The sequence below is a fragment of the Nocardioides pollutisoli genome (assembly GCF_040045055.1).
GTDB classification, from domain to species: domain Bacteria; phylum Actinomycetota; class Actinomycetes; order Propionibacteriales; family Nocardioidaceae; genus Nocardioides; species Nocardioides tweenelious.
The window spans coordinates 3536949-3563913 of the sequence record NZ_JBDZDU010000001.1 but is presented as its reverse complement, the minus strand read 5'-3'; the positions used below and the strand labels follow the sequence as shown (position 1 = coordinate 3563913).

At 69.7% G+C, this 26965-nt stretch carries 26 protein-coding genes; 7 read left to right on the top strand and 19 right to left on the bottom strand.

The genetic code is table 11. The annotated features are described in order from the left end of the window. Positions 1 to 57: 57 nt before the first annotated feature. The 8 genes from ABLE68_RS17510 to ruvC all read right to left on the bottom strand — a co-directional run bounded on the left by ABLE68_RS17510 (position 58) and on the right by ruvC (position 8581). On the bottom strand, positions 58 to 2289 hold the full coding sequence (locus ABLE68_RS17510; protein ID WP_348873302.1) for a RelA/SpoT family protein: 2232 nt from the start codon (positions 2287 to 2289) through the stop codon (positions 58 to 60). 94 nt (positions 2290 to 2383) lie between these two features. Continuing rightward, positions 2384 to 2935 carry an adenine phosphoribosyltransferase gene (locus ABLE68_RS17505; RefSeq protein WP_348873097.1) on the bottom strand — a complete coding sequence of 184 codons (552 nt, stop codon included), beginning with the start codon at positions 2933 to 2935 and terminating at the stop codon, positions 2384 to 2386. Continuing rightward, positions 2932 to 4173, bottom strand: a complete 1242-nt coding sequence (gene secF, locus ABLE68_RS17500) for a protein translocase subunit SecF (protein ID WP_348873095.1) — start codon at positions 4171 to 4173, stop codon at positions 2932 to 2934. Before secF ends, ABLE68_RS17505 begins: the two co-directional genes overlap by 4 nt. Further along, complete coding sequence (gene secD, locus ABLE68_RS17495) at positions 4173 to 5954, bottom strand: protein translocase subunit SecD (RefSeq protein WP_348873093.1); 1782 nt, start codon at positions 5952 to 5954, stop codon at positions 4173 to 4175. The genes secF and secD overlap by 1 nt, the downstream gene beginning before the upstream one ends. A 1-nt stretch (position 5955) precedes the next feature. After that, positions 5956 to 6288, bottom strand: coding sequence for a preprotein translocase subunit YajC (gene yajC / locus ABLE68_RS17490; protein ID WP_348873091.1), 333 nt, complete (start codon positions 6286 to 6288; stop codon positions 5956 to 5958). A gap of 114 nt (positions 6289 to 6402) precedes the next feature. Next, positions 6403 to 7476 (bottom strand): Holliday junction branch migration DNA helicase RuvB, encoded by a 1074-nt coding sequence (gene ruvB, locus ABLE68_RS17485; RefSeq protein WP_348873089.1) that lies wholly within the window; start codon positions 7474 to 7476, stop codon positions 6403 to 6405. A 2-nt stretch (positions 7477 to 7478) separates the two neighbouring features. Continuing rightward, on the bottom strand, positions 7479 to 8072 hold the full coding sequence (gene ruvA / locus ABLE68_RS17480) for a Holliday junction branch migration protein RuvA (RefSeq protein WP_348873087.1): 594 nt from the start codon (positions 8070 to 8072) through the stop codon (positions 7479 to 7481). Continuing rightward, on the bottom strand, positions 8069 to 8581 hold the full coding sequence (ruvC, locus tag ABLE68_RS17475; RefSeq protein WP_348873301.1) for a crossover junction endodeoxyribonuclease RuvC: 513 nt from the start codon (positions 8579 to 8581) through the stop codon (positions 8069 to 8071). Before ruvC ends, ruvA begins: the two co-directional genes overlap by 4 nt. Before the next feature lie 276 nt (positions 8582 to 8857). Here ruvC and ABLE68_RS17470 point away from each other — a divergent pair, with 276 nt between their 5' ends. Beyond that, complete coding sequence (locus tag ABLE68_RS17470; protein WP_348873085.1) at positions 8858 to 9838, top strand: type IV toxin-antitoxin system AbiEi family antitoxin domain-containing protein; 981 nt, start codon at positions 8858 to 8860, stop codon at positions 9836 to 9838. Positions 9839 to 9942: 104 nt separating this feature from the next. On the opposite strand, the gene ABLE68_RS17465 is transcribed toward ABLE68_RS17470, so the two are convergent. From ABLE68_RS17465 to ABLE68_RS17430, 8 genes are all read right to left on the bottom strand, one after another. After that, positions 9943 to 10725 (bottom strand): YebC/PmpR family DNA-binding transcriptional regulator, encoded by a 783-nt coding sequence (locus tag ABLE68_RS17465; protein WP_348873083.1) that lies wholly within the window; start codon positions 10723 to 10725, stop codon positions 9943 to 9945. A 15-nt stretch (positions 10726 to 10740) separates the two neighbouring features. Next, positions 10741 to 11334, bottom strand: coding sequence for a pyridoxal 5'-phosphate synthase glutaminase subunit PdxT (gene pdxT / locus ABLE68_RS17460; RefSeq protein WP_348873081.1), 594 nt, complete (start codon positions 11332 to 11334; stop codon positions 10741 to 10743). Positions 11335 to 11341: 7 nt separating this feature from the next. Then, entirely contained in the window at positions 11342 to 12229 is an 888-nt protein-coding gene (gene pdxS / locus ABLE68_RS17455) for a pyridoxal 5'-phosphate synthase lyase subunit PdxS (RefSeq protein WP_348873079.1), read from the bottom strand. Then, positions 12222 to 12851: a phosphatidylinositol phosphate synthase gene (gene pgsA, locus ABLE68_RS17450; protein WP_348873077.1), complete on the bottom strand. Its 630-nt coding sequence runs from the start codon at positions 12849 to 12851 to the stop codon at positions 12222 to 12224. The genes pdxS and pgsA overlap by 8 nt, the downstream gene beginning before the upstream one ends. Positions 12852 to 12880: 29 nt before the next feature. Then, entirely contained in the window at positions 12881 to 14068 is a 1188-nt protein-coding gene (locus ABLE68_RS17445) for an ROK family transcriptional regulator (RefSeq protein WP_348873075.1), read from the bottom strand. 12 nt (positions 14069 to 14080) lie between these two features. Further along, positions 14081 to 15331, bottom strand: a complete 1251-nt coding sequence (locus ABLE68_RS17440) for a sugar ABC transporter permease (RefSeq protein ID WP_348873073.1) — start codon at positions 15329 to 15331, stop codon at positions 14081 to 14083. After that, positions 15328 to 16086, bottom strand: a complete 759-nt coding sequence (locus tag ABLE68_RS17435) for an ATP-binding cassette domain-containing protein (protein WP_348873071.1) — start codon at positions 16084 to 16086, stop codon at positions 15328 to 15330. Before ABLE68_RS17435 ends, ABLE68_RS17440 begins: the two co-directional genes overlap by 4 nt. Before the next feature lie 93 nt (positions 16087 to 16179). After that, complete coding sequence (locus ABLE68_RS17430) at positions 16180 to 17313, bottom strand: sugar ABC transporter substrate-binding protein (protein WP_348873069.1); 1134 nt, start codon at positions 17311 to 17313, stop codon at positions 16180 to 16182. A 178-nt stretch (positions 17314 to 17491) separates the two neighbouring features. Between ABLE68_RS17430 and xylA the strand changes: the two genes are divergently transcribed. The 4 genes from xylA (at position 17492) to ABLE68_RS17410 (ending at position 21788) form a co-directional block, all read left to right on the top strand. Next, entirely contained in the window at positions 17492 to 18652 is a 1161-nt protein-coding gene (gene xylA, locus ABLE68_RS17425) for a xylose isomerase (RefSeq protein WP_348873067.1), read from the top strand. Between the two features lie 106 nt (positions 18653 to 18758). Then, positions 18759 to 18887: a hypothetical protein gene (locus tag ABLE68_RS17420; RefSeq protein WP_348873065.1), complete on the top strand. Its 129-nt coding sequence runs from the start codon at positions 18759 to 18761 to the stop codon at positions 18885 to 18887. Beyond that, positions 18884 to 20026: a N(5)-(carboxyethyl)ornithine synthase gene (locus tag ABLE68_RS17415; protein ID WP_348873063.1), complete on the top strand. Its 1143-nt coding sequence runs from the start codon at positions 18884 to 18886 to the stop codon at positions 20024 to 20026. Before ABLE68_RS17420 ends, ABLE68_RS17415 begins: the two co-directional genes overlap by 4 nt. A 73-nt stretch (positions 20027 to 20099) precedes the next feature. Beyond that, entirely contained in the window at positions 20100 to 21788 is a 1689-nt protein-coding gene (locus ABLE68_RS17410; RefSeq protein WP_348873061.1) for a SpoIIE family protein phosphatase, read from the top strand. Here ABLE68_RS17410 and ABLE68_RS17405 read toward each other — a convergent pair. Both ABLE68_RS17405 and ABLE68_RS17400 read right to left on the bottom strand, forming a co-directional pair. Beyond that, a complete protein-coding gene (locus ABLE68_RS17405; protein WP_348873059.1) occupies positions 21760 to 22533 on the bottom strand; it encodes an inositol monophosphatase family protein in 774 nt (257 codons plus the stop codon). The genes ABLE68_RS17410 and ABLE68_RS17405 overlap by 29 nt on opposite strands. Continuing rightward, positions 22530 to 23051 carry an HIT family protein gene (locus tag ABLE68_RS17400; RefSeq protein WP_348873057.1) on the bottom strand — a complete coding sequence of 174 codons (522 nt, stop codon included), beginning with the start codon at positions 23049 to 23051 and terminating at the stop codon, positions 22530 to 22532. The genes ABLE68_RS17405 and ABLE68_RS17400 overlap by 4 nt, the downstream gene beginning before the upstream one ends. Positions 23052 to 23237: 186 nt before the next feature. Here ABLE68_RS17400 and ABLE68_RS17395 point away from each other — a divergent pair, with 186 nt between their 5' ends. Both ABLE68_RS17395 and ABLE68_RS17390 read left to right on the top strand, forming a co-directional pair. After that, positions 23238 to 23708: a GNAT family N-acetyltransferase gene (locus ABLE68_RS17395; protein ID WP_348873055.1), complete on the top strand. Its 471-nt coding sequence runs from the start codon at positions 23238 to 23240 to the stop codon at positions 23706 to 23708. Between the two features lie 9 nt (positions 23709 to 23717). After that, a complete protein-coding gene (locus ABLE68_RS17390; protein WP_348873053.1) occupies positions 23718 to 24848 on the top strand; it encodes a glycosyl hydrolase in 1131 nt (376 codons plus the stop codon). A gap of 3 nt (positions 24849 to 24851) precedes the next feature. Here ABLE68_RS17390 and thrS read toward each other — a convergent pair whose 3' ends face one another. Then, positions 24852 to 26846 carry a threonine--tRNA ligase gene (thrS, locus tag ABLE68_RS17385; protein WP_348873051.1) on the bottom strand — a complete coding sequence of 665 codons (1995 nt, stop codon included), beginning with the start codon at positions 26844 to 26846 and terminating at the stop codon, positions 24852 to 24854. Positions 26847 to 26965 lie beyond the last annotated feature (119 nt).

Genomic DNA, 26965 nt, shown 5'->3' with positions numbered 1-26965 from the left:
GCCGCCAGCGGGGCTACGGGCCGGTACAGCCGGGCGGTCCAGACCGCTCCGCGGCGCCTACTGGGTGACGCGGTAGGCGTCGAAGACGCCGGGGACCGAGCGGACGGCCTTGAGCACCGTGTCGAGGTGCTTGGCCTCGGCCATCTCGAAGGTGAACCGGCTCTTGGCGACCCGGTCGCGGTTGGTCGAGAGGTTGGCGCTGAGGATGTCGACGTGGGCGTCGGAGAGCGCCATCGTGATGTCGGAGAGCAGCCGGGCCCGGTCGAGCGCCTCGACCTGGATGTTGACCAGGAAGCTGGACTGACCGGTCGGCGCCCACTCGACGTCGAGCAGCCGCTCGGGCTGGGACTGCAGGCTGGCGGCGTTGGTGCAGGTCTGGCGGTGCACGGAGACTCCCCCGCCCTTGGTCACGAAGCCGAGGATCGGGTCGGGCGGAACCGGGGTGCAGCACTTCGCGAGCTTCACCCACACGTCGGGCGCGCCCTTGACGATCACGCCGGAGTCGCCGCCGACGGCCACCTTGGGACGACCGCGCCGTCCGGTGATCGTGACGCCCTCGGCGAGGTCCTCGGCCGCGCCGTCGTCGCCACCGTGCAAGTCGATGACCCGGCGTACGACGGCCTGCGCGCTCAGGTTGCCCTCGCCGACGGCGGCGTACAGCGCCGACACGTCGGTGAGCTTGAAGTGGACCGCGGCGAGCATCAGCGACTCGTGGGACATCAGCCGCTTGAGCGGCAGCCCCTCCTTGCGCATCAGCTTGGCGATCTGCTCCTTGCCGCGGTCGATCGCCTCTTCGCGCCGCTCCTTGGTGAACCACTGACGGATCTTCGAGCGCGCTCGTGGCGACTTCACGAAGCCGAGCCAGTCGCGCGACGGGGCTGCGGTCGGCGCCTTCGACGTGAAGACCTCCACGACGTCGCCGTTCTCGAGACCCGACTCGAGGGGCACCAGTCGCCCGTTGACGCGCGCGCCGATGGTGTGGTGACCGACCTCGGTGTGGACGGCGTACGCGAAGTCGACCGGCGTGGAGCCGGCCGGCAGCGCGATCACGTCACCGCGCGGGGTGAAGACGTAGACCTCGGCCCGGTTGATCTCGAAGCGCAACGACTCCAGGAACTCGCCCGGATCCTCGACCTCGTTCTGCCAGTCGAGCAGCTGGCGCACCCAGCTCATGTCGTCGTAGTCGCCGACGCGGTCGGTGTCGACACCGGCGCGCCCGTCCTCCTTGTACTTCCAGTGCGCGGCCACGCCGTACTCGGCGCGACGGTGCATGGCGTACGTCCGGATCTGCAGCTCGACCGGCTTGCCCTGCGGGCCGATCACGGTCGTGTGCAGCGACTGGTACATGTTGAACTTCGGCATCGCGACGTAGTCCTTGAACCTGCCGAGCACCGGGTTCCAGCGCGAGTGCAGGACGCCGAGCACGGAGTAGCAGTCGCGGTCCTCCTCGACGAGCACGCGGATGCCGACAAGGTCGTAGATGTCGGAGAAGTCGCGGCCGCCGACGATCATCTTCTGGTAGATCGAGTAGTAGTGCTTCGGGCGCCCGGTGACGGTCGCCTTGACCTTGGCCTCGCGCAGGTCGGCACCGACCTGGTCGATCACCTCGGCCAGGAACTGGTCGCGCGAGGGCGCACGCTCCGCGACCATGCGCACGATCTCGTCGTAGATCTTGGGATGCAGGGTCGCGAACGCGAGGTCCTCGAGCTCCCACTTGATGGTGTTCATGCCGAGCCGGTGGGCCAGCGGGGCATAGATGTCGAGCGTCTCGCGGGCGACCCGCTCCTGGGTCTCCTGCTTGACGTAGCGCAGCGTGCGCATGTTGTGGAGGCGGTCGGCGAGCTTGATGACCAGGACCCGGATGTCGCGCGACATCGCGACGATCATCTTGCGGATGGTCTCGGCCTGGGCCGAGTCGCCGTACTTCACCTTGTCGAGCTTCGTGACGCCGTCGACGAGCCGGGCGACCTCGTCGCCGAAGTCGGCGCGCACCTGCTCCAGGGTGTACGGCGTGTCCTCGACCGTGTCGTGCAGGAGGGCCGCGGCCAGCGTGGACTCGGTCATGCCGATGTCGGCGAGGATCGTGGTGACCGCGAGCGGGTGGGTGATGTAGGGGTCACCGCTCTTGCGGGTCTGGGTGCCGTGCATCTTCTCGGCGGTCAGGTAGGCCCGCTCGAGCAGGGCGAGGTCGGCCTTGGGGTGGTTGGCACGGACCGAGCGGAACAGCGGCTCGAGGACCGGGTTGGCCGACTGCCCACGGGCGCCCATCCGAGCCAACCGGGCACGCATGCTCCGGGTCGACGTGGAGGTGACCGGCTCCGAGGCTCGCTCCTCCACCTCGGGCGGGGCGGTGCTTTCCTCGGTCACCTGGTCAGTCTAGGTCTCAGACGGTCATCAGGGTCGTGAGCTCGACATCACCCAGGGCGTCGCGACCGTGCAGGAACCCGAGCTCCATCAGCATCGCGACGGCGTGGACGCTGGCCCCGCACCGCTCGACGAGCTCCATGGTCGCCTTCGCGGTGCCGCCGGTCGCGAGCACGTCGTCGACGAGCAGCACCCGCTCACCGGGGCGCAGTGCGTCCTGGTGCACCTCGAGGGTGGCCTCGCCGTACTCCAGCGCGTAGGAGACGGCGTACGTCGCGCGCGGCAGCTTGCCGGCCTTGCGGACCGGCACGAAGCCGACTCCCAGGGCCAGCGCGACGGGCGCGCCCAGGATGAAGCCCCGTGACTCCATCCCGAGCACCTTGTCGACGACCGGTCGGCCCGACTCGTCGCGGCCGGGAGCGGCCAGCGCGTCGATCACGGCGGTCAGGGCCGCGTGGTCGTCGAGCAGCGGGGTGATGTCCTTGAAGAGGATCCCGGGCTCGGGGAAGTCCGGGACGTCCGCGATCAGCGCGAGCGCCGCGGACAGCTCCGGCCCGGGACCAGACGTCACTTCTTGCCGCGCTTGGACTTCGGCTGCCGGGTCGGCTGCTGACGACCCGCTGCGTTGCTCGGCCCGACCGGGCCGCGCGCGGCCGGTGCGATCCGGCCACGGTTGGACGCCTCGGGCGCACGCGGCGGTGCCGTGGCCGGACCGGCAGGTCGCTCGTCGTCGTCGTCGTCGTCGTCGATGTCGTCGCTGGCGCGGACCGGCATGTCCTCGGTGAAGGTCGGGACCGCCGCGTAGCGGTCGGCCTCGAGGGCCTTCTGCCGAGCCTTGTCCCGCTTCTCGGCCTGCATGACGTCGGTCTCGCCGGCCTTCATCTGCACCAGCAGCGGCGTCGCGATGAAGATCGAGGAGTAGGCGCCTGCCGCCATGCCGACGAACAGCGCGAGCGACAGGTCCTTGAGCGTGCTGGCGCCGAGGTAGACAGCGCTGACGTAGAGGATCGCGCCGACCGGGATGAGGGCCACGATCGAGGTGTTGATCGAGCGGACCAGGGTCTGGTTGACGGCCAGGTTGGCGGCCTTGGCGTACGTCGTACGGCTCTCGCGCAGGTTCTTGGTGTTCTCGCGCACCTTGTCGAAGACGACGACGGTGTCGTAGAGCGAGAAACCGAGGATCGTCAGGATGCCTGTCACCGTCGCGGGCGTGACCTCGAACCCGGACAGCGCGTAGACGCCGACCGTGATCAGGATGTCGTGCGCCAGGGCCACGATCGCGGCCACGGACATCTTCCACTCACGGAAGTAGGCCCAGATGAAGAGCACGACGAGCACGAGGAAGACGACGAGGCCGATCGCCGAACGCTTGGCGACCTCCTTGCCCCAGCTCGGGCCGACCGACGTGGTCTGCAGGTCGCTCGCGCTGGCACCGGTCTCGTCGAGGATCACCTCGGTGATCTGACGGTTCTCCGACGCCGTGACCGGCTTGACCTGGACGACCAGGGAGTTCTGGCCGCTCGTCGTGACGGTGACCTGCTGCGCGGCCTCGATGCCGGTCCCGGCAACGGCGTCGCGGAGGTTGTCCGCCTCCGACTGGGTCGCCTGGTCGGCGGCGAGGCCGGTCACCTTGTACTCGGCGCCGCCGACGAACTCGATGCCCATGTCGAGACCCTTGACCGAGAGGCCCAGGATCGCGGCGGCGATGATGACCGCGGAGACGATGTACCAGAGCCACTTGCGGCCGACGAAGTCGATCGACTTCCGACCGTTGTAGAGGTCGTTGCCCAATCGCGAGAACTTGCCCATCAGGCCCTCCCTCCCACGGTGATCTTGTCGATGCCCAGCGACTCAGCGTCGAGGCCAGAGAGCTTGTGCCCCTGATTGAAGAACTTGTACTTGGCCAGCAGGCTCACCATCGGGTGGGTGAACCAGAAGAAGATCGCCAGGTCGATGATCGTGGAGAGACCGAGCGCGAACGCGAAGCCCTTCACGACGCCGGCGGCGAAGATGTAGAGGACCACCGCGGCGAGCAGCGACACGGTGTCGGCTGCCAGGCAGGTGTTCCTGGCTCGCTTCCAGCCCGCCTCGACGGCGACCCGCATCGACTTGCCGTCGCGCATCTCGTCTCGGATCCGCTCGAAGTAGACGATGAACGAGTCCGCGGTGATGCCGACCGCCACGATCAGACCGGCGATGCCGGGCAGGGTCAGCGTGAAGCCGGCCGTCTTGCCGAGCAGGAGCACCATGCCGTAGGTCACGGCACCGGCCACCAGCAGCGACGCGATGACCACCAGGCCGAGACCGCGGTAGTAGACGAGGCAGTAGAGCATCACCAGCAGCAGGCCGATGAGTCCGGCGAGCAGGCCAGCGGAGAGCTGGTCGCCCGCGAGCGAGGGCCCGATCACCTCGACCTGGGTGCCGTCCTTCTCGAACGAGATCGGGAGCGCACCGAACTTCAGGCTGGTCGCGAGCGACTTCGCCGAGCTCTGCGTGAAGTTGCCGCTGATCTGGGCGTTGCCGTCGAGGATCGGGCTGTTGAACGTCGGGGCCGAGATGACCTGGCCGTCGAGGACGATCGCGAACTGCTGGTCGCTGCCGGACATCGACTGGGAAAGCTCGCCGAACACACCCTTGCCGTCGCCACCGAGGGTCAGCTGGACGATCCACTGGACCTGCTGCGCCGGGACGACGGCGTCAGCGGAGTCCAGGTCGGTGCCCTCGATCACGGCGGGCGAGAGGAGGTACTTGGTGTTGACGTCGTCCTCGGTGCCGCAGGTGACGAGGAACTTCGACGGGTCGTCGACGACCGGCTTCTTGGACGGGCACGAGTAGGCGTTGAACGCCTTGATCGCGTCCTGGCCGGGATCCGTGATGAAGGCAAGACCCTGCTTCGCCGCGTCGTCGGTCTGAGCCGGCTCCGCCGACGGCGACTCGGAGGGCGACCCGGACGCCGTGTCGGAGGGCGACTCCGTGGGGGTCGCGGAGGGCGACTCGGTCGGCGAGGCGGAGCTGGTCGGCTTGTTCTTGCCGCCCTTGCCGTCCTTCTTCTTGCCGTTCTTGTCGGCGGCGAAGAAGCCGGGGCGGTTCTTCGGGCTGGCCGAGTCGCTCGCCGAGGCGGACGGGGAGCCGGAGGCCTGCGGAACCGGGACGGACGCGCTGTCGCCGGGTGCGCTGGCGCCGGGGACGGACGGCGACGTCGTGTCGCTCGCACACGGCCCGGGGACCTGGCTGGTGCACGCGACCGTGCGGAACCGGAGCTGCGCCTGACGCTTCACGAGGTCGACGAGCTGGTTGTCGGTGTCGCCGGGGACCTCGACCACGATGTACTTGTTGCCCTGGGTCGTGACCTCGGCCTCGGAGACACCGTTGGCGTTGACCCGCTGGTCGATGATGTCGGCAGCCTCGTTGAGGTTGTCCTTGGTGACGTCGTTGCCCGAGGCGGTCAGCGTGATCCGGGTGCCGCCCTTGAGGTCGAGCCCGAGCGCGGGCTTCCAGGTGCCACCGATGGCCACGAGGCCGAAGATGATCGCCACCGCGATGAAGAACACCACGAGGGTGCGCCCCGGGCGTGCGGTCTTGCGTGCCATGTCAGTTCTCCTGCGGGCCGTCGGTGACGGGGCCCTGGTGCTCGTGGGTGTCGGCGCTGTCGGCCGCATCGGTCGGCTGCTCGGCCCGGGTGTCGATCGTGCCGACCGCGCCACGGGCGACCTTGATGGTCACCCCGTCGGCGATCTCGACCCGGACGGTCTCGTCGTCCATCTCGCGCACGGTGCCGAACACACCCGAGGTGAGCACGATCTCGTCACCTACGGACAACGACGACTGCATGCTCCGGAGTTCCTTCTGCCGCCGACTTGCCGGACGGATGATGAAGAGCCAGAAGAGCAGCGCGATGCCGACAAGCGGCAGCAACTCCAGCACGAAACAACCTCTCGAGCGCGATCAGGGAGCGGTTGGCCACGAAGGGGGCCGACCGACGGGCAAGTGTAACCGTGAGGGTGGTCCACCTCACGAATCCCCCCGGTCAGGGCCTGGTCACTCCTCGAAGAGGGTCGCCTCGCCGTCGCCGAGCGCTCGCGCCGGCGCCGTCAGCCCGAGGTGTGCCCAGGCCGCGGGCGTGGCGACCCGGCCCCGCGGCGTACGCGCCAGGAAGCCGTTGCGGACCAGGAACGGCTCCGCGACCTCTTCCACGGTCTCGCGCTCCTCGCCGACCGCGACCGCGAGGGTGGAGACACCGACCGGTCCCCCGCCGAACCGCCGGCACAGCGCGTCGAGGACTCCCCGGTCGAGCCGGTCGAGGCCGAGCTCGTCGACCTCGTAGAGCGCCAGCGCCGCGCGGGCGACGTCGATGGTGACCAGACCGTCGGCCTTGACCTGGGCGTAGTCGCGGACCCGGCGCAGCAGCCGGTTGGCGATGCGGGGGGTGCCTCGGGAGCGGGACGCGATCTCGGCGGCGCCGTCGGCCTCCAGCTCGACGCCGAGCAGGCCCGCCGAGCGGTGGATGATCAGGTCGAGCTCGTGCGGCTCGTAGAACTCCAGGTGAGCGGTGAAGCCGAACCGGTCGCGCAGCGGGCCGGGCAGGAGTCCGGCGCGGGTGGTCGCACCCACGAGCGTGAACGGCGGGATCTCGAGCGGGATGGCGGTCGCGCCCGGCCCCTTGCCGATGACGACGTCGACGCGGAAGTCCTCCATCGCCATGTAGAGCATCTCCTCCGCCGGCCGCGCCATCCGGTGGATCTCGTCGACGAACAGGACGTCGCCCTCGTTCATGCCCGACAGGATCGCCGCGAGGTCACCTGCGTGGGTGATGGCCGGACCGCTGGTGAGCCGGAGCGGGGAGGTCATCTCGCTCGCGATGATCATCGCGAGGGTCGTCTTGCCCAGACCCGGGGGCCCCGAGAGCAGCACGTGGTCGGGCGCCCGGCCCCGACGGCGGGCGGCCTCGAGGACCAGACCGAGCTGGTCACGGACGCGCACCTGGCCGACCACCTCGTCGAGCGAGCGCGGGCGCAGTGCCGCCTCGATGGTGCGCTCGTCGCCGTCGGCCTCCGCAGCGGTCAGCGATGCAAGGTGCACCTCCTCCGCAGCGGCCAGGTCGTCCTCGTACATGCTCAGGCCTTGCTCAGCGTGCGCAGCGCCGCGCGCAGCAGCGCGCCGACGTCAGGGGTCGAGCCGGCCTCGGGGGCGACGGCGTCCACGGCCTTCTCGGCGTCGCGCGTGGTCCAGCCCAGACCCATGAGGCCCTGGTGGACCTGCTCGCGCCACGACTCGGCCGAGGCGGCGGTGGACGGCCGCCCGCCGGTCGGGGACCCGATCCGGTCCTTGAGCTCCAGGATGATCCGCTGAGCACCCTTCTGGCCGATGCCCGGCACGCGGGTGAGCGTCTTGACGTCGTCGGACGCGATCGCCCGGCGGAGGTCGTCGGGCGCAAGGACGGCGGTGATCGCCTGGGCGACCTTCGGCCCGACGCCGGACGCCGTCTGGACGAGCTCGAAGATCTGCTTCTCGTCCTCGTCGACGAAGCCGAAGAGGGTCAGCGAGTCCTCGCGCACCACCATGCTCGTCGGCAGCGTGGCGCTGTGGCCCGGACGGAGCGTGGCCAGCGTGCCGGGGGTGCACATCAGCTCGAGGCCGACTCCCCCGACCTCGAGGACCGCACTGTTGAGGGTGACGGCGGCGACCTGGCCGCGCACGAACGCGATCATGCTCTGCTCCTCGCGACCGCGAGGGCCGCATCGATCCGGGCCTGGGCGCCACCGCGCCAGATGTGGGTGATGGCCAGCGCGAGCGCGTCGGCGGCGTCCGCGGGCTTGGGCATCGCGTCGAGCCGCAGGATCCGGGTCACCATGGCACCCACCTGGGCCTTGTCGGCGCGGCCGTTGCCGGACACCGCGGCCTTGACCTCGCTCGGGGTGTGCAGCGCGACGGGCAGACCGCGCCGTGCGGCGCAGACCATCGCGATCCCGCTGGCCTGGGCGGTGCCCATCACGGTGCTGACGTCGGAGCGCGCGAAGACCCGCTCGATGGCCACCGCGTCGGGCTGGAACTCGTCCAGCCAGGCGTCGATGCCCTTCTCGATCGTCACCAGCCGGTGTGGGACGGCCAGGTCGGACGACGTACGCAGCACGTTGACGTCGACCAGGGTCAGCGGTCGGCCGACGGACCCTTCGACCACGCCCATGCCGCAGCGGGTCAGGCCGGGATCGATCCCCAGCACGCGCATCGGTCAGCCCTTTCGTCCGAACAGGTGTTCGGAGGCAACGCTAACCCTGGTGGTGGCTGGGCGTCGGCGCGACACGCCCGCGCCGGCTGTAACGCCGGGTTAGACATTGTTCCCAGGGGGTTGCAACCTCGTGGGAACAGCACCTAACTCGGCGTTACAGCTCACGATCGCACCACGATTTGTCCACCGTGGTCGCCTGCCGCACGGTTGTCCACCGGAGCGGGCGACGGCCGTGTGGCCCGCCTGAGGATCGCCGACCGTGGGGCAATGACCCTCTCGGCACTGCTCCCGCTCGATCAGCACGGCCTGGTGACCAGACACGTCGCGCGGTCGGCCGGCGTGACCGACCCGGACCTCCGTCGGCTCGAGGCAGCCGGCCAGATCCAGTCGCTCCGGCGGGGCGTGTACGTCGACGGAGAGGTGTGGCGCGCGGCCGAGCCGCACCGCGGTCAGCCGCTCCTCCGCATCCGCGCCGCCCAGATGGTCCTGCGGTGCGATCACGTGCTCAGTCACGACTCGGCTGCGTTGGTGCACCGGCTGGGCGTCCCCGACACCCGCGCCGCCCTGGTCCACGTCACGCGCCGCAAGGTCCATGGCGATGCGGTCAGAGCGGGGGTGAAGCACCACCTCGCGCCGTACTCCTCCGAGCAGGTGGTGGTCGTCGACGGGCTGCGGGTCCTCGACCGAGCCAGGACCGCGCTCGACATGGCGCGCGAGCACGGCCTCGTCGCGGGGGTGGCGTGCACGGATGCCGCGCTTCGGGCCGGCATCACCCGCACCGATCTCGCACAGGCTCGCGCTGCGATGCGGTGCTGGCCCGGCAGTCGGGTCATGGACGCTTCGCTCAGGCTTGCCGACCCCGGCGCAGAGTCGTGGCTCGAGTCCGAAGGACGGGTGCTGGTCACCAGCCTCGGGCTGGGGAGACCCCAGACGCAGTTCGGTCTGACCTACGGCGGTCGCACGGTGTACTGCGACCTGCGGATCGGGCGTCACGTCTTCGAGCTCGACGGCTGGAGCAAGTACGGCCTCGAGACGCGGTCACCAGCGCAGATCCTCCGAGACGAGAAGGATCGTCAGGACTTCATCACCGGGTTCAAGCTCGGAGTCTCGCGGATCACCGCCGCCGACTGCCGCAGCTGGCCGCAGACCGGCCGACGACTGCTCCGGGAGTACGCCGACACCTGCGCACGGTTCGGCACCGACATCAGCGACCTGGCGGCGTACCGGCCAGCCGACCGCCGGCGCTGACGCGCTGTCCGCCGGCTGTAACGCCCGGTTAGACCTTGTTCCCAGGGGGTTGCAACCTCGTGGGAACAGCAGCTAACCCGGCGTTACAGCGGGGACGCCGAGCGTCACTCCTCGTCGATCGCGTCCATCACGTCGTCGGGGATGTCGGCGTTGCTGTAGACGTTCTGCACGTCGTCGAGGTCGTCGACCGCGTCCACGAGCCGGAAGACCTTGCCCGCGACGTCGACCTCGCCCACCGGGATGTCCATGGTCGCCACGAACTGGACCTCGGCGGAGTCGTAGTCGATGCCGGCCGCCTGGAGCGCCGTACGCACGGCGACGACGTCGCCGGGCTCGGACTGGACCTCGAAGCTGTCACCGTGGTCGTTGACGTCCTCGGCACCGGCGTCGAGGGTCGCTTCGAGGACGTCGTCCTCGGTGACCTCCCACGGCTTGCCGCCACGCTCCTGGCTCTTGTCGACCACGACGACGCCCTTGCGGGTGAACAGGCGCGAGACGGAGCCCGGGTCGGCCATCGTGCCGCCGTTGCGGGTGACCGCGGTGCGGACCTCCATCGCGGCTCGGTTGCGGTTGTCGGTCAGGCACTCGACCAGCAGCGCGACGCCCTGGGGTCCGTAGACCTCGTACATGATCGTCTCGTAGTCGACGCCACCACCGTCGAGACCGCCGCCACGCTTGACCGCGGAGTCAATGTTCTTGTTCGGCACCGACTGCTTCTTCGCCTTCTGGACGGCGTCGTAGAGCGTCGGGTTGCCGGAGAGGTCGGGGCCGCCCATCTTGGCCGCGATCTCGATGTTCTTGATCAGCTTGGCGAACAGCTTGCCGCGCTTGGCATCGATCGCGGCCTTCTTGTGCTTGGTGGTCGCCCACTTGGAGTGGCCAGACATGCGTCCCTCTTCTACTCAGCTCTCGCGAACCAGATCCACGAACAACTGGTGGATCCGGGTGTCGCCACCCACCTCGGGATGGAACGACGTCGCCATCAACGGGCCCTGGCGGACCGCGACGATCCTACCTGCGGCCGCACCGTGCTCGACGCGCGCAAGCACCTCGACACCCGATCCCACGGCCTCGACCCACGGCGCCCGGATGAAAATCGCGTGCACCGGCTTGTCGAGCCCGGTCACGTGCACGTCGCCCTCGAACGAGTCGACCTGCCGTCCGAACGCGTTGCGCCGGACGGTGATGTCCAGGCCACCGAGCGTCTCCTGGTCGCGCGTGCCGTCCTCGATCCGGTCGGCGAGCATGATCATCCCGGCGCAGGTGCCGAAGGTCGGCATGCCCTCCTTGATCCGCTGTCGCAACGGCTCGAAGAGGTCGAAGGTGCGCACCAGCTTGGCCATCGTGGTCGACTCACCGCCCGGGACCACCAGGCCGGCGCAGGCCTCGAGCTCGGACTCGCGGCGTACGGTGCGCGCTTCGACGCCTAGCCGTTCCAGCATCCGCACGTGCTCGCGCACGTCGCCCTGGACGGCCAGCACGCCGATGGTCACCACGGTGGGACTACCAGCCGCGTTCGGCCAGGCGGTGCGGCTGCGGGATCTCGTCCACGTTGATGCCGACCATCGCCTCGCCGAGACCCCGCGAGACCTTCGCGACCACGTCGGGGTCGTCGAAGAACGTGGTCGCCTTGACGATCGCCTCGGCGCGCTGCGCAGGGTTGCCGGACTTGAAGATGCCGGAGCCGACGAAGACGCCCTCCGCGCCGAGCTGCATCATCATCGCCGCGTCGGCCGGGGTGGCGATGCCGCCCGCGGTGAAGAGGACGACGGGGAGCTTGCCGGCCTCGGCGACCTCCTTGACCAGCTCGTACGGCGCCTGCAGCTCCTTGGCCGCGACGTACAGCTCGTCCTCCTCGAGGGCGCCGAGACGGCGGATCTGCTTGCGGATGGTCCGCATGTGGGTGACCGCGTTGGAGACGTCACCGGTGCCGGCCTCGCCCTTCGAACGGATCATCGCCGCACCCTCGGTGAGCCGTCGCAGCGCCTCGCCGAGGTTGGTCGCACCACAGACGAAGGGGACCGTGAAGGCCCACTTGTCGATGTGGTTCTCGTAGTCGGCCGGGGTCAGCACCTCGGACTCGTCGATGTAGTCGACACCCAGGCTCTGCAGCACCTGCGCCTCGGCGAAGTGACCGATCCGGGCCTTGGCCATCACCGGGATCGAGACGGCCTCGATGATGCCGTCGATCATGTCCGGGTCGCTCATCCGGGACACGCCACCTTCGGCGCGGATGTCGGCGGGAACACGCTCGAGGGCCATCACCGCGACGGCGCCTGCGTCCTCGGCGATCTTGGCCTGCTCGGCATTGACGACGTCCATGATCACGCCACCCTTGAGCATCTCGGCCATGCCGCGCTTGACCCGGGTGGTGCCAGTGCTGTCACTCATGGGGAGAGGGTAGTGCCGCCTCCGCCAGCGCCTGCTTCCGGACCACCCACACCCGCTGCGCGACCGTCAGGGTCGACGCGATCGCGAGGAACCACAGGGCGATGTACATCAGCACGGGAAGGTCGAAGATCGCGCCCAGCCCGGTCATGACGAGGATCGCGACCAGCCGGTCGGCACGCTCCGCGATGCCGACCTTGACCGAGAACCCCAGCGTCTCGCCGCGGGCGCGGGCGTACGACGTGACGCTGCCCATCAGCAGGCAGACGAGGCAGAGCACGAGGTAGAGCTTGTCCGGGTCCTCCCACGCGAAGTAGAGCGCCAGCCCGATGAAGATCGCACCGTCTCCGACCCGGTCGAGGGTGGAGTCCCAGAAGGCGCCGAACTTGCTCACCCGACCGGTGGTCCTGGCCATGTAGCCGTCGAGCAGGTCGCTGAAGACGAAGGCGGTGATGACCAGGACGCCGGTCAGCAGCTTGCCCTGCGGGAAGAAGATCAGCGCTCCGGCGCAGACACCGAGGGTGCCGACGAAGGTCACGGCGTCGGGGCTCACCCCGAGACGGATCAAGAGGTGGGCAATCGGGGAGATGACCTTCGTGAAGAAGGCGCGGAAACGTTCCATCATGGCGGCAGCAGGCTACCGGTCGGAGACGGTCAGACTGCCTGCGGCACGGCCTGGGGGTGCTCGAGCACCGGCCCGAAGGCGAGCTCGGCCGCGCCGACGAGCGGCGAGTCGTCGCCGAGCCGGGCGGACCGGATGAGTGTCTCGGCGCGTGGTGACACCAAGGTGCTGCGTTGCAGCGCCTGGTTGACCCGGTCCTCCGCGGCGCGCCACACCTGGGCGAGCGTGCCACCGAGGACGACGATCTCGGGGTTGAGGAGGTTGACCAGGGCCCGGATGCCGACGCCGCACCACTCGGCGACGCCGTCGACCGCCTCAGCGGCCCGCTCCTCCCCCGCCCGCGCGGCCGCGATGACCTCGGCGACGGCTGGAGGTCCGCCCCCGGGGAGCCGGCCGGCCTGCTGGAGCAGGACGTTCTCTCCGACCTTCATCTCCCAGCAGCCCAGCGCGCCGCAGCGGCACGCCGGCCCGCGGCTGTCCACCTGCATGTGGCCGACCTCGCCGGCGTACCCCCGGGCGCCGGCGAGCGGGCGCCCGCCGACCAGGAAGCCGCCACCGATGCCGACACTCGCGCTGAGGTAGGCGACCTCGCTGAAGCCGACCGCGGCGCCGCGGGTGTGCTCCGCGAGCACCCCGAGGTTGGCGTCGTTGCCGGTCGAGACCGGCCGGCCGAGCCGCTCCGCGAGCAGGTCGGTGAACGGCACCTCGACCCAGCCGAGGTTGGGCGCGAACCGCACCAGCCCGTCGTCGGCGCGCACCGCGCCGGGCACGGCGACGCCGACGCCGAGGCACCGACGCTGGTCGGACCCGACGAGGATGTCGTCGATCATCTGGGCGACCGACTCCACGACGTGCTCGACGTCGTGCTCGCCGCGCTGGTGGCCGCGGGTACGACGGTCCAGGAACTCGCCGCCGAGGCCGACGAGCGCGACCGCGATCCGGTCGACGCCGACGTCGACCGCGACGACGATGTTGTCCTCACGGGGCACGACCAGATGTGACGGTCGCCCGGAGCGCCCACCCACCGCCGACGTCTCCTCCGACACCAGGCCGAGGGTCTGCAGCTCGCCGGTCAGAGCACCGATGGTGCTGCGGTTGAGTCCCAGCTGACGCGTCAGGACCGCGCGCGTCGTGGGGCCGTGCGTGTGCACCGTCTGGAGGATGGCGCGCAGGTTCGCACGCCTCAGCTCCTCGGTGCCGACGCCGGTGGGGGTGGGCACGTGCTCCTCCGGTCAGACTCGGCCGCTGGCCGCGGCCTTGCGACGGCTGATCGCGTCGACGCTGGCCGCCACGAGCAGCACCAGGCCGGTGACGATGAGCTTGCGGCTGTCGGGCTGGTTCATCAGGCCCATGCCGTTGGCGATCACCGCGACGACGGTGCCACCGATGATGGCGTCGACGACGCGACCCTTGCCTCCGAAGAGGCTGGTCCCGCCGATGACCGCTGCACCGACAGCGAAGAGCAGTGTCTGGTTGCCGCCGGTGACGTTGTTGACGCCACCGCTGTAGCTCGCCAGCATCATGCCGCCGACCGCCGAGACCGTGGAGCACATCATGAAGCAGCTCAGCTGAACCAGCTTGACGTTGATGCCAGCACGACGCGCGGCCTCGGCGTTGCCGCCGACGGCGTAGACGTGGCTGCCCCAGGTGGTCCGGCTCAGCAGCACGGTGAGCACGATGGCGAGACCGATGATGACCAGGAGAGAGATCGGCACGCCCTTGATCGACTTGATGTTCGCGTTCGGGCTGCGCTCGATCGACAGGTAGTAGACGACCAGGAACGTCAGCACGGCGAGCCCGCCGGACTTGAGCGCCCACAGCAGGGTCGGCTCGCTGGTCAGGCCGTGGCGACGGCGGCGACTGTTGGTGGTGTACGTGAGCAACGCGTAAGCCCCCACGAGCACGACCGCGATCACCCAACCGAGCCAGACCGGGAGGTTGTCGGCGTTGAGCTTCGCGATCCACTCACCCGAGTCGATCGACCCCTTCTCGCCGATGATCGACAGCACGACGCCCTGCAGCGCGAGGAACAGCGCCAACGTGACGACGAAGGACGGGATCCCGAGCCGGGACACCATCGTCCCGATGAAGAACCCGATCACCGTGCCGGTCAGCAGCCCGATCAGGAGCGCCGGCGCGACCGGCCAGCCGTGGGAGGTGATCACGAGCGACGTCACGGCCGCTGCGGTGCCGGCCGTGTAGCCCGCTGCGAGGTCGATCTCGCCGAGGAGCAGCACGAAGACGAGCCCCATCGCGATGATCGTGACGCCGGCCGACTGCTGGATCAGGTTGCCGAAGTTGAAGGCCTTCGTGAAGGTCTCGGGTCGGAGGAGGGAGAAGGCGATGACGAGCACGACCAGCCCGAGGACGGCCGGCATCGAGCCGACGTCTCCTCCGCGGAGCTTGGCGACGTAGTCGCGCGCAATGCTGCCGAGCGTGTCTCCGCCGTGGGTGTCCTGGGTCTCTTCGGTCCCGGCGCTCATGCCGCGTCTCCCTCGTTCAGCTTGCCGGTCGTGATCGCGGTGATGATCCGCTCGCGGCTGGTGTCGGCGACGTCCACCTGGGCGACCATCTGGCCGAGGTACAGGACCGCGACGTCGTCGGCGACCTGGAACACGTCGTTCAGGTTGTGACTGATCAGCACGACTCCGAGGCCGCGCTCCGCGAGCCGGCGCACCAGCAGGAGGACCTGCTCGGTCTGCGCGACGCCGAGAGCGGCGGTCGGCTCGTCGAGGATGACGACCTTCGAGTTCCACAGCACCGCGCGTGCGATGGCGACCGTCTGGCGCTGGCCACCCGAGAGGGCGGCGACGTGCGTGCGCACGGACTTCAGGGTGCGGACCGAGAGGCCGTCGAGCGTCTCGCGCGCCCGGGCCTCCATCGTGTCCTCGTCCACCATGCCGCGCTTGGTGAGCTCACGGCCGAGGAACATGTTGTGGACGACGTCCAGGTTGTCGCACAGGGCGAGGTCCTGATAGACGACCTCGATGCCCAGCGCGTTCGAGTCGCGGGGGCTCTTCACGTGGACGGCGTTGCCCTCGAAGGCGTAGTCGCCCTCGTCGAACGGGTAGATGCCCGCGATCCCCTTGATCAACGTGCTCTTGCCGGCGCCGTTGTCGCCGACCAGTGCCGTCACGCGGCCGGGGCGGACCGTCAGGTCGACGCCGCGCAGCACTTCCACGGCGCCGAAGGACTTCTGGACACCGCGCAACTGCAGCAGCGGCTCTTCACTCGACATTGCATTGCCCTTCCGAGGGTTTTGGTCGTGAAACGGGGGCCCGCCCAGATGGACGGGCCCCCGCGTTTCAAGCTGTCAGGCAACCGCTGAGGGTCAGCTGACGCCGTACTTCGAGCACAGGTTCTCGATGCCCTTGCAGATCTCTGCAGCGTTGGCCTGGCCGGCCGCGACGACGTCCTTGACGGTGTCGGCGGTGATCCAGACCGGGGTGGCGAGCACCGACGGGACGTCGACGCTGAGCACCGAGTCGTTGACCGTGGCCGTCGCGATCGACGCCGGGTCGTCGCCGTTGATGATCGCGATCGCCAGGTCCGAGGCAGCCTTCGCCTCGAGCGAGGTGTCCTTGAAGACGGTGCCGAGCTGGTAGCCCTGCAGGACGTTGGCGAGGCCGGGGCCCGTCGCGTCCTGGCCGGTCACCGGGATCTTGCCCTCGACGCCGGCGGCCTTCTCGCGAGCGATGACGCCCTCGGCCATGCCGTCGTTCGCGGTGATCAGACCGACGAGGTCCGGGTGGGCCGCGTAGAACTGGTCGAAGACCTTGCCCGCGGTGTCCGGGTCCCAGTCGCCGGTCTGGTCGCCGACGACGTCGAAGCTGCCGTCGTCCTTGATGACCTGCTCGTAGCCCTGCTTGAAGAGCGTGGCGTTGTTGTCGGTCGCAGCGCCGTTGATGAAGGCGATGTTGCCGCTCGTGACGCCCTTGGCCTTCAGGCCGTCGATCAGGCCCTGGCCCTGCAGCTGGCCGACGACCACGTTGTCGAAGGACACGTAGTAGTCAGCGCCGCCGCCGAGGGTGAGGCGGTCGTAGTCGATGACTGCGATGCCGGCGTTCTTGGCCTTGTCGATGCAGGCCTTGCCCGAGTCGGGGTCAAGGTCGGTCTCGATGAGGACGTTGACGCCCTCGGTGATCATCTGGTCGCACAGCTGACCGAACGTGTCGGGCGAGCCCTCGGCGTTCTGGATGTCCGACTCGAGCCCAGCAGCCTTGAAGGCGGCCTCGAGGTTCGGGCGGTCCTGCGTCTCCCAACGCACGGACGACTTCGAGTCGGGGAGGATCACCCCGACCTTGCCGGTTGCCTTGGTGGCGCTGCCGCCGTCGCTACCGCCATCGCTGCCGCCGTCGCTGTCGCTGCCGCCGCACGCGGCGAGTGCGCCGAATGCCAGCACTCCCACTGCTGCGAGGGACGCGAGACGCGCACCGTTCTTCCTGACCATTTCCTCGACCTCCATGGTTCGGGATCCGTGACCACTGTCATGTGACGACAGTCACCGGGTATGTTGTGGGCGACAACATACTCACGGCTGTCCGAGCCGGGCAAGCGCTTCAGAGTGCGTGTTTTGTTGCACGTTCAAACTAAGTCGATTCACGCCTGAGCGTGACCAAATCGTAATCGAGACGAGGAGCCCGATGAGCGACTACACCCCCACCCGCGAAGACCGATTCTCCTTCGGCCTGTGGACCGTGGGCTGGCAGGGCGTCGACGTGTTCGGCGGCGCAGTGCGGCCCGAGCTCGCCCCCGCGGAGGCGATCCACCGCCTGAGCGACCTGGGTGCGTACGGCGTCACCTTCCACGACAACGACGTCTTCCCCTTCGACGCCGACGCGGCCACGAAGGAGCAGCACCTCGCCCCCTTCCGCAAGGCGCTCGAGGAGACCGGCCTGGTCGTCCCGATGGTGACGACCAACCTCTTCTCCCACCCGGTCTTCCGCGACGGCGGCTTCACGAACAACGACCGCGACGTACGTCGGTTCGCGATCCGCAAGGCAGCCGACCAGGTCGACCTGGCCGCCGAGCTGGGCGCGAAGCTCTTCGTCGCCTGGGGCGGCCGCGAGGGCGCCGAGTCCGGAGCCGCCAAGGACGTGAAGACGGCGCTGGATCGTTATGCAGAGGCGTTCAACACGCTCGGTGCCTACGTCATCGAGAAGGGCTACGACATCCGGTTCGCGATCGAGCCCAAGCCGAACGAGCCCCGCGGTGACATCCTGCTGCCGACGATCGGCCACGCGCTCGCGTTCATCAACGAGCTCGACCACCCCGAGATGGTGGGCCTCAACCCGGAGACCGGGCACGAGGAGATGGCGTCGCTCAACTACGCGCACGGCCTGGCCCAGGCGCTGTGGCACGGCAAGCTCTTCCACATCGACCTCAACGGCCAGACCGGCCCGCGCTACGACCAGGACCTGCGCTTCGGTGCCGGCAACGCGCGCGGCGCGTTCTGGACCGTCGACATCGTCGAGAACGGTGGCTACGAGGGTCCGCGCCACTTCGACTACAAGCCGCCGCGGACCGAGGACATGGACGGCGTCTGGGCCTCCGCCCGCGGCTGCATGCGCAACTACCTGATCCTGCGCGACAAGGTCCGGGCCTTCCGCGCGGACCCCGAGGTGGTGCAGGCGCTCAAGGACGCTCGCCTCGACGAGCTCGCCCAGCCGAGCCTCGCCGCCGGCGAGACCGTGGCCGACCTGCGGGCCGACTCGTTCGACCCGGACGAGGCGGCCCAGCGCGGCATGGCGTTCGAGCACCTCGACCAGCTCGCCCTGGAGCACCTGTACGGCGTACGCGGCTGACCTGACCAGCTCCGAGCCACGCCCTCGCTCGCGACCCCGGTCGCGAGCGGGGGCGTAGTGTCGTGGCACGGCGGCCGTTCAGGCTTCCCCCTCAGAGAGATCTCCCATGAGCGACAAGTCGCCACGGCAGGGCATGACCAAGAAGACCGGGAAGTCGATCAAGGAGAAGCGGGCCGACAAGCGCGACAAGGGATCCTCCACGATCGCTGACCCGATCCCGACGAAGAAGAAGTGAGGCTCCTCGGGCTGGGCGTCATCGGTTCGTCGGCCAAGGAGAACGAGCACCGTCTCCCCCTGCATCCCGAGCACATCCCGCTGCTCGACGCGGACATCCGGTCGCGGATCACCCTCGAGCACGGGTACGGCGAGCACTTCGGCGCCTCGGACGCGTCCCTGGCCGACCACGTCGCCGGCTTTGCATCGCGCGCCGACATCCTGGCGACCTCGGACGTGGTGCTGCTGCCCAAGCCGCAGCACTCGGACGTCGCGGCGCTGAGCCCCGGCCAGGTGCTGTGGGGCTGGCCGCACTGCGTCCAGGACACCGAGGTCACCCAGCTGGCGATCGACCGCAAGCTCACGCTGATCGCCTTCGAGGCGATGAACCACTGGACGCGGGACGGCTCCGTCGGCCTGCACGTCTTCCACAAGAACAACGAGCTCGCCGGCTACTGCTCGGTGATCCACGCGCTCCAGCTGGCCGGCCTCACCGGTGACTACGGTCGTCGCCTCACCGCGATCGTGATCGGCTTCGGCGCCACCGCGCGCGGCGCGGTCACCGCGTTGAACGCGCACGGGGTCCACGAGGTCGCCGTCCTGACCAACCGCGAGGTCGCAGCCGTCGGCTCCCCCATCCACTCGGTGCGGATCCGGCAGTTCGACCACGAGCCCGGGGACGTCAACCTGAGCCACGTCATCACCGAGCGCGGTCGTGAGCCCCTCGCCGCCTACCTCGCCGAGAACGACATCATCGTCAACTGCACGCTCCAGGACACCGCCAAGCCGTTGACCTACCTCCAGACCGACGAGGTGGACGCGTTCCGTCCCGGGAGCGTGATCGTCGACGTCTCCTGCGACCTCGGCATGGGCTTCGAGTGGGCCCGGCCGACGACGTTCGACGACCCGACCTTCGAGGTCGGCAACCACGTCCTCTACTACGCGGTCGACCACAGCCCGTCGTACCTCTGGAACTCGGCGACCTGGGACAACAGCAACGCGCTGATCCCCTTCCTGCGACCGGTCCTCGAGGGTCCCGCGTCGTGGGACGCGGACGAGACCCTGAGCAACGCCATCGAGATCCGGGAGGGGCGCGTTGTCAACCCGAGCATCCTCGCCTTCCAGGGTCGGTCGCCCGAGTCGCCGTACGCCCTGGTCTGACCCTGTCGGCGATTCGGACACGCCCAGCCCGGTGGCTGTGGATACTGAGCCCAGACCGTGGGAGGGGTGCACCGTGCAGCGTCAAGATGACGAACTGCAGCTGCTGGACGCGCTGAGCCTTGCGGTGCTGGCCTCCGACGCCGGTGGCGTCGTGACGTTCGCCAACAACGCTGCGACGCAGATGTTCGGGCGCAGCGTCCAGGAGCTGCTGGGGAGCCAGGTCGTGGACCTCGTCGCCCTCGGTCCCGGAGAGACACCGGCACTGCCAGCAGTGCTTCAAGGCGTGCCGTGGCGGGGAGACCTCACCGTCAGCCGCGGGCCGGACGACGACATCGTCGCCGAGGCAACCGTCAACCCGATCCTCGGTCCGGACGGCGAGGTCGTCGGTGCCATCGCCGCGCTCGAGGACATGACGGAGATCCGTCGCACCGAGGCCGAGGCCGCGGAGGGCGAGATCCGCCTCCGGCTCGCCCACGCCGCCGCCGAGCTCGGCACCTGGCACTGGAACGCCCTGGACGGCACCAACGTCTGGGACGACCAGATGCACCGCATCTACGGCCTGCCGCCGGGTGGCTTCGACGGCACCTGGGACGCCTGGGTCGCGAGCATCCACCCGGACGACCGGGAGAGTGCCATCGCGATCGTCCAGGAGGCGATGGGCAACCTCTCCAGCTACGTGCTCCGCAACCGCATCGTGCGACCCGACGGGAAGCCGACCTGGATCGAGGCCCACGGCAAGGTGCTCGTCGGTCCCGATGGTGGACCGGCCGGCACCATCGGCTGCCTCCAGGACGTGACCGCGCGGATCCTGCTGGAGCAGCAACAGGCCGACGCCTCGGCCCGAGCCCTGCTCCTGCAGCAGGTCACCGCGGACTTCTCCGAGGCGCGGACGCCGGACCAGGTCGCGGCCGTGCACTCCGCGAGCCTGGAGCGGGTGCGCGGGCTGATCGACACCGACTCCGGTGCTCCGGTGTCCGAGGCGGACGCCCAGCTGCTCGACACGCTGGCCTCGCAGTACGAGATCGCGGCGGCGCGCGCCGATCTCTTCCTGCACACGACGACGATCTCCGAGGAGCTGCAGTTCAGCCTCGCGGCGAGCCCGCTCCCGGCACTCGACCGGTTCGAGGTCGCGGCCTACTACGCGCCCGGTGGCGACGACCTCGAGCACGTCGGGGGCGACTGGTACGACGCCATCGGCTCCCCCACGGGCGGGCTGGTCCTGGTCGTCGGGGACGTCATGGGTCGCGGCGTCCGAGCCGCGACCACGATGATCCACGTGCGCTCCGCCCTGCGCGGACTTCTGACCGTCGAGACCGCCCCGGACAAGCTGCTGACGGCCGCCGACCAGATGATGGCGCGCGACGCGCCGGACCAGTTCGTGACGGCGGCCGCCCTCCACATCGAGCCGGACAGCGGCACGCTGGAGCTCTCGAACGCCGGGCACCCGCCCCTCGTGCTGATCCACGCCGACGGCACGGCCGAGGTGGTCGAGGGCGGCGCCGGTCTGCCGCTGGCGGTGCAGCCCCTCGAGGGTCGTACGTCCGTCCGGGTGCCGGTCGAGCCGGGTGCGACCGTCGTGCTGGTGACCGATGGCGTGGTGGAGTCCAAGGACCGCGACATCGACGAGGGCATCGAGCTGCTGCGTCAGCGGGCTGCGGAGCTGGCGGGCGGTTCGTTGGAGGCGCTGGTCGCCGGCCTGGCCGACCTCGCCGACGAACGCCTCCACGACGACGTCACGGTCGTGGCGGCCCGCCTGCGCTGAGGGCGACCTCGACGTCGGCGACAGCGGTCGGCACACCGACCGCAGCCCAGGAGACACCTGCCGCGTCGACGCGGGCCGCCGTGCCGCCGACGCCGAGGACCAGCGCCCGGCCGGGCAGGTCGTCCCACGGCGGGAGCGAGTGCTGGCAGCGCACGTGCAGCGCGCCCGTCGCGATGGCCGTCGCGTCCATCGAGGCTGACCCCAGCATGCGCAGCGTCGCCGCGCCACCGACCAACCGGTCGAAGGCCGCACCGACCTCCCCGCCGTACGACGGGGGGTGCAGGTAGGTCGTCATGCAGGACGCCGCGAGCGGCCGGTCCACCAGGCGTGGCAGTGGTACGCCGTCGAGCGTGGTCGGCAGGTCGGGTCCGCCGACGTAGGTGCGACCGGTCGCGGGGTGGTGGACCGCGCCCAGGACGAGATCGTCGCCGTCGGTGAGTGCGATGGCCGAGCACCACCAGTCGAGGCCGGCGACGAAGTTGTAGGTGCCGTCGACGGGATCGATCACCCAGGTCCGGCCGCTGGTCCCGTCGTGACTGGCGCCCTCCTCGCCGAGGATGCCGTCGTCGGGACGTTCGGCCCGGAGGGTGTCGACGACGAGCTGCTCGGCCGCGTGGTCCGCAGCGGTCACGACGTCCGAGATCGAGGTCTTGCGCTCGGTCTCGAGACCGTCCGCCCGCATCCGTCGCGCCAGGGTGCCGGCCTCGCGGACCAACCGGGCCGCGAGCTCGGCATCGGCGATCACGCCCACGCCTCCGCCAGCAGCGAGCGGGTGTCGGAGAGCAGCTGCGGAAGGGTCTTGGTGGCACCGAGGACGGTGATGAAGTTGGCGTCACCCGACCACCGGGGCACGACGTGCTGGTGCAGGTGCTGCGACAGGGAACCGCCGGCGACACCACCGAGGTTGAGGCCGACGTTGAAGGCGTGCGGCCCGCTGACCTCGCGGATCGCGCGCACGGCCTGCTGCGTGGTGGTCATCAGCTCGGTGACCTCCTGCTCGGTCAGGTCCTCGAGCTCGGCGACGTGGCGGTGCGGGAGCACCATCAGGTGACCGGGGTTGTAGGGGTGCAGGTTGAGGACGGCGAAGCAGGTCTCCCCACGGCGGACGACCAGGCTCTGGTCGTCCGGCAGGTCCTCCATCGCGCAGAACGGGCAGCCGTCGTCGGTCGGTCGACCGGGCGCGACGTACGCCATCCGGTGCGGCGTCCAGAGCCGGTCGAAACCCTCGAACCCGTCGCGCTCGTGGCCACCGGGATCAGTCATGGGACAACCCTAGGGTGTGCGTCCCGATGCTCGGCCGTCGCGAGCGTCGTCCAGCGCGTGCGCTGGCAAGGCGGAGGAGGGAGGCGGGACGGAGTCCCGGCGACTGACGACAACGCAGTCCAGCGTGCGTGATGGGCGGCGCGCAGCAGGCCATGGCATCGCGACGCGCGCCCCTAGGGTGAGGACATGAACCTCCGCCCTGCGCGTCCCGAGGACATGGCCACGGTCGCCGACATCTGGCACACGGCCTGGCACACCAGCCACCCCGGGCACGTGCCCAACGGCCTGACGGCGGCCCGCAACCTGGCGGCCTTCCACGCACGTACGCCGTCCCGGGTCGGGGACACCACGGTCGCCGAGGTCGACGGCCGGATCGTCGGATTCATCATGATCGACCGCGACGAGGTCGAGCAGGTCTTCGTCGACCCGGCCGCGCACGGCAGCGGGGTCGCCAGCACGCTGCTCGACGAGGCCGAGCGCCAGGTCGCGGCGGCGGGGTACGACGTCGCGTGGTTGGCCGTCGCGATCGGCAACCTGCGGGCCCGTGCGTTCTACGAGAAGCGTGGGTGGACCAACGAGGAGGACCTGCCCTACGAGGTCACGGCGGAGGGCACGACGTACATCTCGCCCTGTCGCCGCTACGTCAAGCGGGTCTAGGGTCGCGAGATGACCGAGGTCGGGGCGACGAGGCGCGCGGTGCTCGGCGGCGCCGTCGTCGCCCTGGGCGGAGGGATGCTCGGGCCGCGCGCGGTGGCCGCGACGTCGTTGGCGGACCCGAAGGCGTACCGGTCGGCGAGGGATCTCGCCGCCCTGCTGGACGGCTTCACGGCGGCGCGGACCATGGCCGTCGGTCAGCAGCTCAACGTCAACGGCGACGACCCGTTCGGGCCGTTGACCGCCCTCGACGCCGAGGCTCCGGCGCTCTCCGGACGCGTGCGGCTCCTCGGGTGGACGACCAACGAGTGGCAGTACGCCGTCAAGCACGACTACAACCAGGAGGTGCTGGGCGACCTGATCGCTCGCGCCCGGGCAGGCGACGTCCTGGTCACCAGCTGGTACCCCCGCAACCCCCGTACCCGCGCCGGCGCGCACGAGCAGCCGGGGCCGAAGGTGGTCGCCCGGGTGCTCGAGGAGGGGACGCCGGAGCGCAAGCGCTTCCTCGCGGAGTTCGACCACGAGGTCGCGCCGTACCTCCTGCAGCTGCAGAAGGCCGGCGTCGCCACCGTCTTCCGGCCGCTCATCGAGGCCAACAGCTACTGGTTCTGGTGGGGCTGCGACAACGGGCACGGCGGGTCCGCCGCATGGCGCTCCAACATCAGGAAGCTCTACCGGCTGGTCCAGAAGCGGGCCTGGGCGCACGGCATCCACAACCTGCTCTGGTGCTGCTCGTTCGTGCCTCGCTCCGACTACAACGCCGCCGACCCGGTGGCGACGCGTCCGGCGGCGTACGACATCGCCGGCCTGTCGAGCTATGACTTCGAGGCCTGCGGCGACGACACCGACGAGCTCGTGCTCGGGTCGTACGCCGCGATGGCGGCCGTCTCACCGCGGATGGCGCTCGCCGAGGTGGGCCCGGCGAACAGCAACGGGTCGTGGGACCCGGCCGTGATCACGACGGGCCTGAAGGCTGCCGGCGACGCGCCGGCGTACGGCATGTTCTGGTTCGACGACGGCGAGCCCGACCCGACCGACACCGAGGGCTCCTCGGTCGCCGGGGTCAAGCAGATCTCCTCGCTCGCCGGCGGCAGGACGTGGCTCGCGACGGCGAGCGAGGACGGGTTGATCTACGTCGGTTAGCCGCTAGACCTGCTCGCGCGAGGCAACCGCGTCGGCGACCCGCTTGATGGCCTCGTCGATCGGCACCCCGTTGTCCTGACGGCCGTCGCGGTAGCGGAACGACACCGCACCGGCGGCCACGTCGTCGGCGCCGGCGATCATCATGAACGGCACCTTCTGCAGCTGGGCGTTGCGGATCTTCTTCTGCATCCGGTCGTCCGAGTCGTCGACCTCGACCCGCAGGCCCTGCGCCTTCATCTGCCTCGCGACGTCGTAGAGGTAGTCGGAGAAGGCGTCGGCGACCGGGATCGCCTGCACCTGCACGGGCGCGAGCCACGGCGGGAACGCGCCGGCGTAGTGCTCGACGAGCACCCCGATGAACCGCTCGATGGAGCCGAACTTCGCGGAGTGGATCATCACCGGCTGCTGACGCGTGCCGTCGGAGGCGACGTACTCGAGGTTGAACCGGTCGGCCGACGGCTGGTTGAAGTCGTACTGGATCGTCGACATCTGCCAGGTGCGGCCGATGGCGTCCCGGGCCTGCACGGAGACCTTGGGGCCGTAGTAGGCCGCGCCGCCCGGGTCCGGGACCAGCTCGAGGCCGGACTCGATGCAGACGTCCTCGAGGACCTTGGTCGCGATCTCCCAGTCCTCGTCGGAGCCGATGAACTTGTCCGGCTTGGAGTCGTCGCGGGTCGACAGCTCGAGGTAGAAGTCGTCGAGGCCGAAGTCGCGGAAGAGTCCGAGGCAGAAGTCGAGCAGGTGCTTGATCTCGTCGGACGCCTGCTCCTTGGTGACGTAGGAGTGCGAGTCGTCCTGCGCGAAGCCGCGCACCCGGGTCAGGCCGTGGATGACGCCCGACTTCTCGTGCCGGTAGACCGACCCGAACTCGAAGAGCCGCAGCGGCAGCTCCCGGTAGGAGCGCTGGCGCGAGCGGAAGATCAGGTTGTGCATCGGGCAGTTCATCGCCTTGAGGCGGTAGTCCATGCCGTCGACGTCGAGCGCCGGGAACATGCCCTCGCCGTAGTACGGCAGGTGCCCGGAGGTGTAGAACAGCCCCTCCTTGGCGATGTGCGGCGTGCCGACGTACTCGAAGCCCTCCTCGATGTGCCGCCGGCGGACGTAGTCCTCCATCTCCCGCTTGATCACGCCGCCCTTGGGGTGGAAGACGGGCAGGCCCGAGCCGATCTCGTCCGGGAAGCTGAAGAGGTCGAGCTCGCGCCCGAGCTTGCGGTGGTCGCGCCGCTCGGCCTCCTCGATGCGGTGGAGGTGCTCCTCGAGCGCCTCCTTGGACTCCCACGCGGTGCCGTAGATGCGCTGGAGCTGCTTGTTCTTCTCGTCGCCGCGCCAGTACGCCGCCGCGCTGCGCATCAGCTTGAACGCCGGGATCCGCTTGGTGGTCGGCAGGTGCGGGCCGCGGCAGAGGTCGCTCCACGCGACGTCGCCGTTGCGTCGGACGTTGTCGTAGATCGTCAGCTCGCCGGCGCCGACCTCCGCGCTCGCGCCCTCGGCGGCGTCCTCGGCCTTGCCCGACCCCTTGAGACCGATCAGCTCGATCTTGTAGGGCTCGTCCTGCAGCTCGTGGATCGCGTCGTGGTCGCTGGTGACCCGGCGCTCGAAGCGCTGGCCCTCCTTGATGATCTTCCGCATCGCGGTCTCGATCTTCACGAGGTCCTCGGGCACGAACGGGGTCTCGACGTCGAAGTCGTAGTAGAAGCCGTTCTCCACCGGCGGGCCGATGCCGAGCTTGGCCTCGGGGAAGAGCTGCTGCACGGCCTGGGCCATCACGTGGGCCGTCGAGTGGCGCAGGATGTCGTGGCCGTCGGCGCTGTCGATCGCCACTCCCCCGACCTCGTCGCCGTCCTTGAGCTCGTAGGCGAGGTCCTTCAGGCCGCCGTTGACCCGGGCCGCGATGACCGCGGTGTCGTCGGCGAAGAGCTCCCAGGCCTTGGTGCCCGTCGTGACCGTCCGGTCCTCACGCGCGTCGGCGTGGACGAGGACGATCTTGAGGTCGGACACGGTGACTCCTTGACTGGGTGGCCGCCCGGCGCTCTCCGGGCTCGTTCGATCGTATCGAGGACCGGACCGGCGACGCTCCCGGGTTATCCGGGCCGTCACATGACAGAAGGCCACACGCT

Bases quoted from the DNA above. Each gene is read 5' to 3' on its own strand.
- ABLE68_RS17510 (WP_348873302.1), bottom strand. From the start codon at position 2,289: ATGCGTGCCCGGTTGGCTCGGATGGGCGCCCGTGGGCAGTCGGCCAAC.
- secF (WP_348873095.1), bottom strand. From the start codon at position 4,173: ATGGGCAAGTTCTCGCGATTGGGCAACGACCTCTACAACGGTCGGAAG.
- secD (WP_348873093.1), bottom strand. From the start codon at position 5,954: ATGGCACGCAAGACCGCACGCCCGGGGCGCACCCTCGTGGTGTTCTTC.
- ruvB (WP_348873089.1), bottom strand. From the start codon at position 7,476: ATGTACGAGGACGACCTGGCCGCTGCGGAGGAGGTGCACCTTGCATCG.
- ruvA (WP_348873087.1), bottom strand. From the start codon at position 8,072: ATGATCGCGTTCGTGCGCGGCCAGGTCGCCGCCGTCACCCTCAACAGT.
- ABLE68_RS17470 (WP_348873085.1), top strand. From the start codon at position 8,858: ATGACCCTCTCGGCACTGCTCCCGCTCGATCAGCACGGCCTGGTGACC.
- ABLE68_RS17465 (WP_348873083.1), bottom strand. From the start codon at position 10,725: ATGTCTGGCCACTCCAAGTGGGCGACCACCAAGCACAAGAAGGCCGCG.
- pdxS (WP_348873079.1), bottom strand. From the start codon at position 12,229: ATGAGTGACAGCACTGGCACCACCCGGGTCAAGCGCGGCATGGCCGAG.
- pgsA (WP_348873077.1), bottom strand. From the start codon at position 12,851: ATGATGGAACGTTTCCGCGCCTTCTTCACGAAGGTCATCTCCCCGATT.
- ABLE68_RS17440 (WP_348873073.1), bottom strand. From the start codon at position 15,331: ATGAGCGCCGGGACCGAAGAGACCCAGGACACCCACGGCGGAGACACG.
- ABLE68_RS17435 (WP_348873071.1), bottom strand. From the start codon at position 16,086: ATGTCGAGTGAAGAGCCGCTGCTGCAGTTGCGCGGTGTCCAGAAGTCC.
- ABLE68_RS17430 (WP_348873069.1), bottom strand. From the start codon at position 17,313: ATGGAGGTCGAGGAAATGGTCAGGAAGAACGGTGCGCGTCTCGCGTCC.
- xylA (WP_348873067.1), top strand. From the start codon at position 17,492: ATGAGCGACTACACCCCCACCCGCGAAGACCGATTCTCCTTCGGCCTG.
- ABLE68_RS17420 (WP_348873065.1), top strand. From the start codon at position 18,759: ATGAGCGACAAGTCGCCACGGCAGGGCATGACCAAGAAGACCGGGAAG.
- ABLE68_RS17400 (WP_348873057.1), bottom strand. From the start codon at position 23,051: ATGACTGATCCCGGTGGCCACGAGCGCGACGGGTTCGAGGGTTTCGAC.
- ABLE68_RS17395 (WP_348873055.1), top strand. From the start codon at position 23,238: ATGAACCTCCGCCCTGCGCGTCCCGAGGACATGGCCACGGTCGCCGAC.
- ABLE68_RS17390 (WP_348873053.1), top strand. From the start codon at position 23,718: ATGACCGAGGTCGGGGCGACGAGGCGCGCGGTGCTCGGCGGCGCCGTC.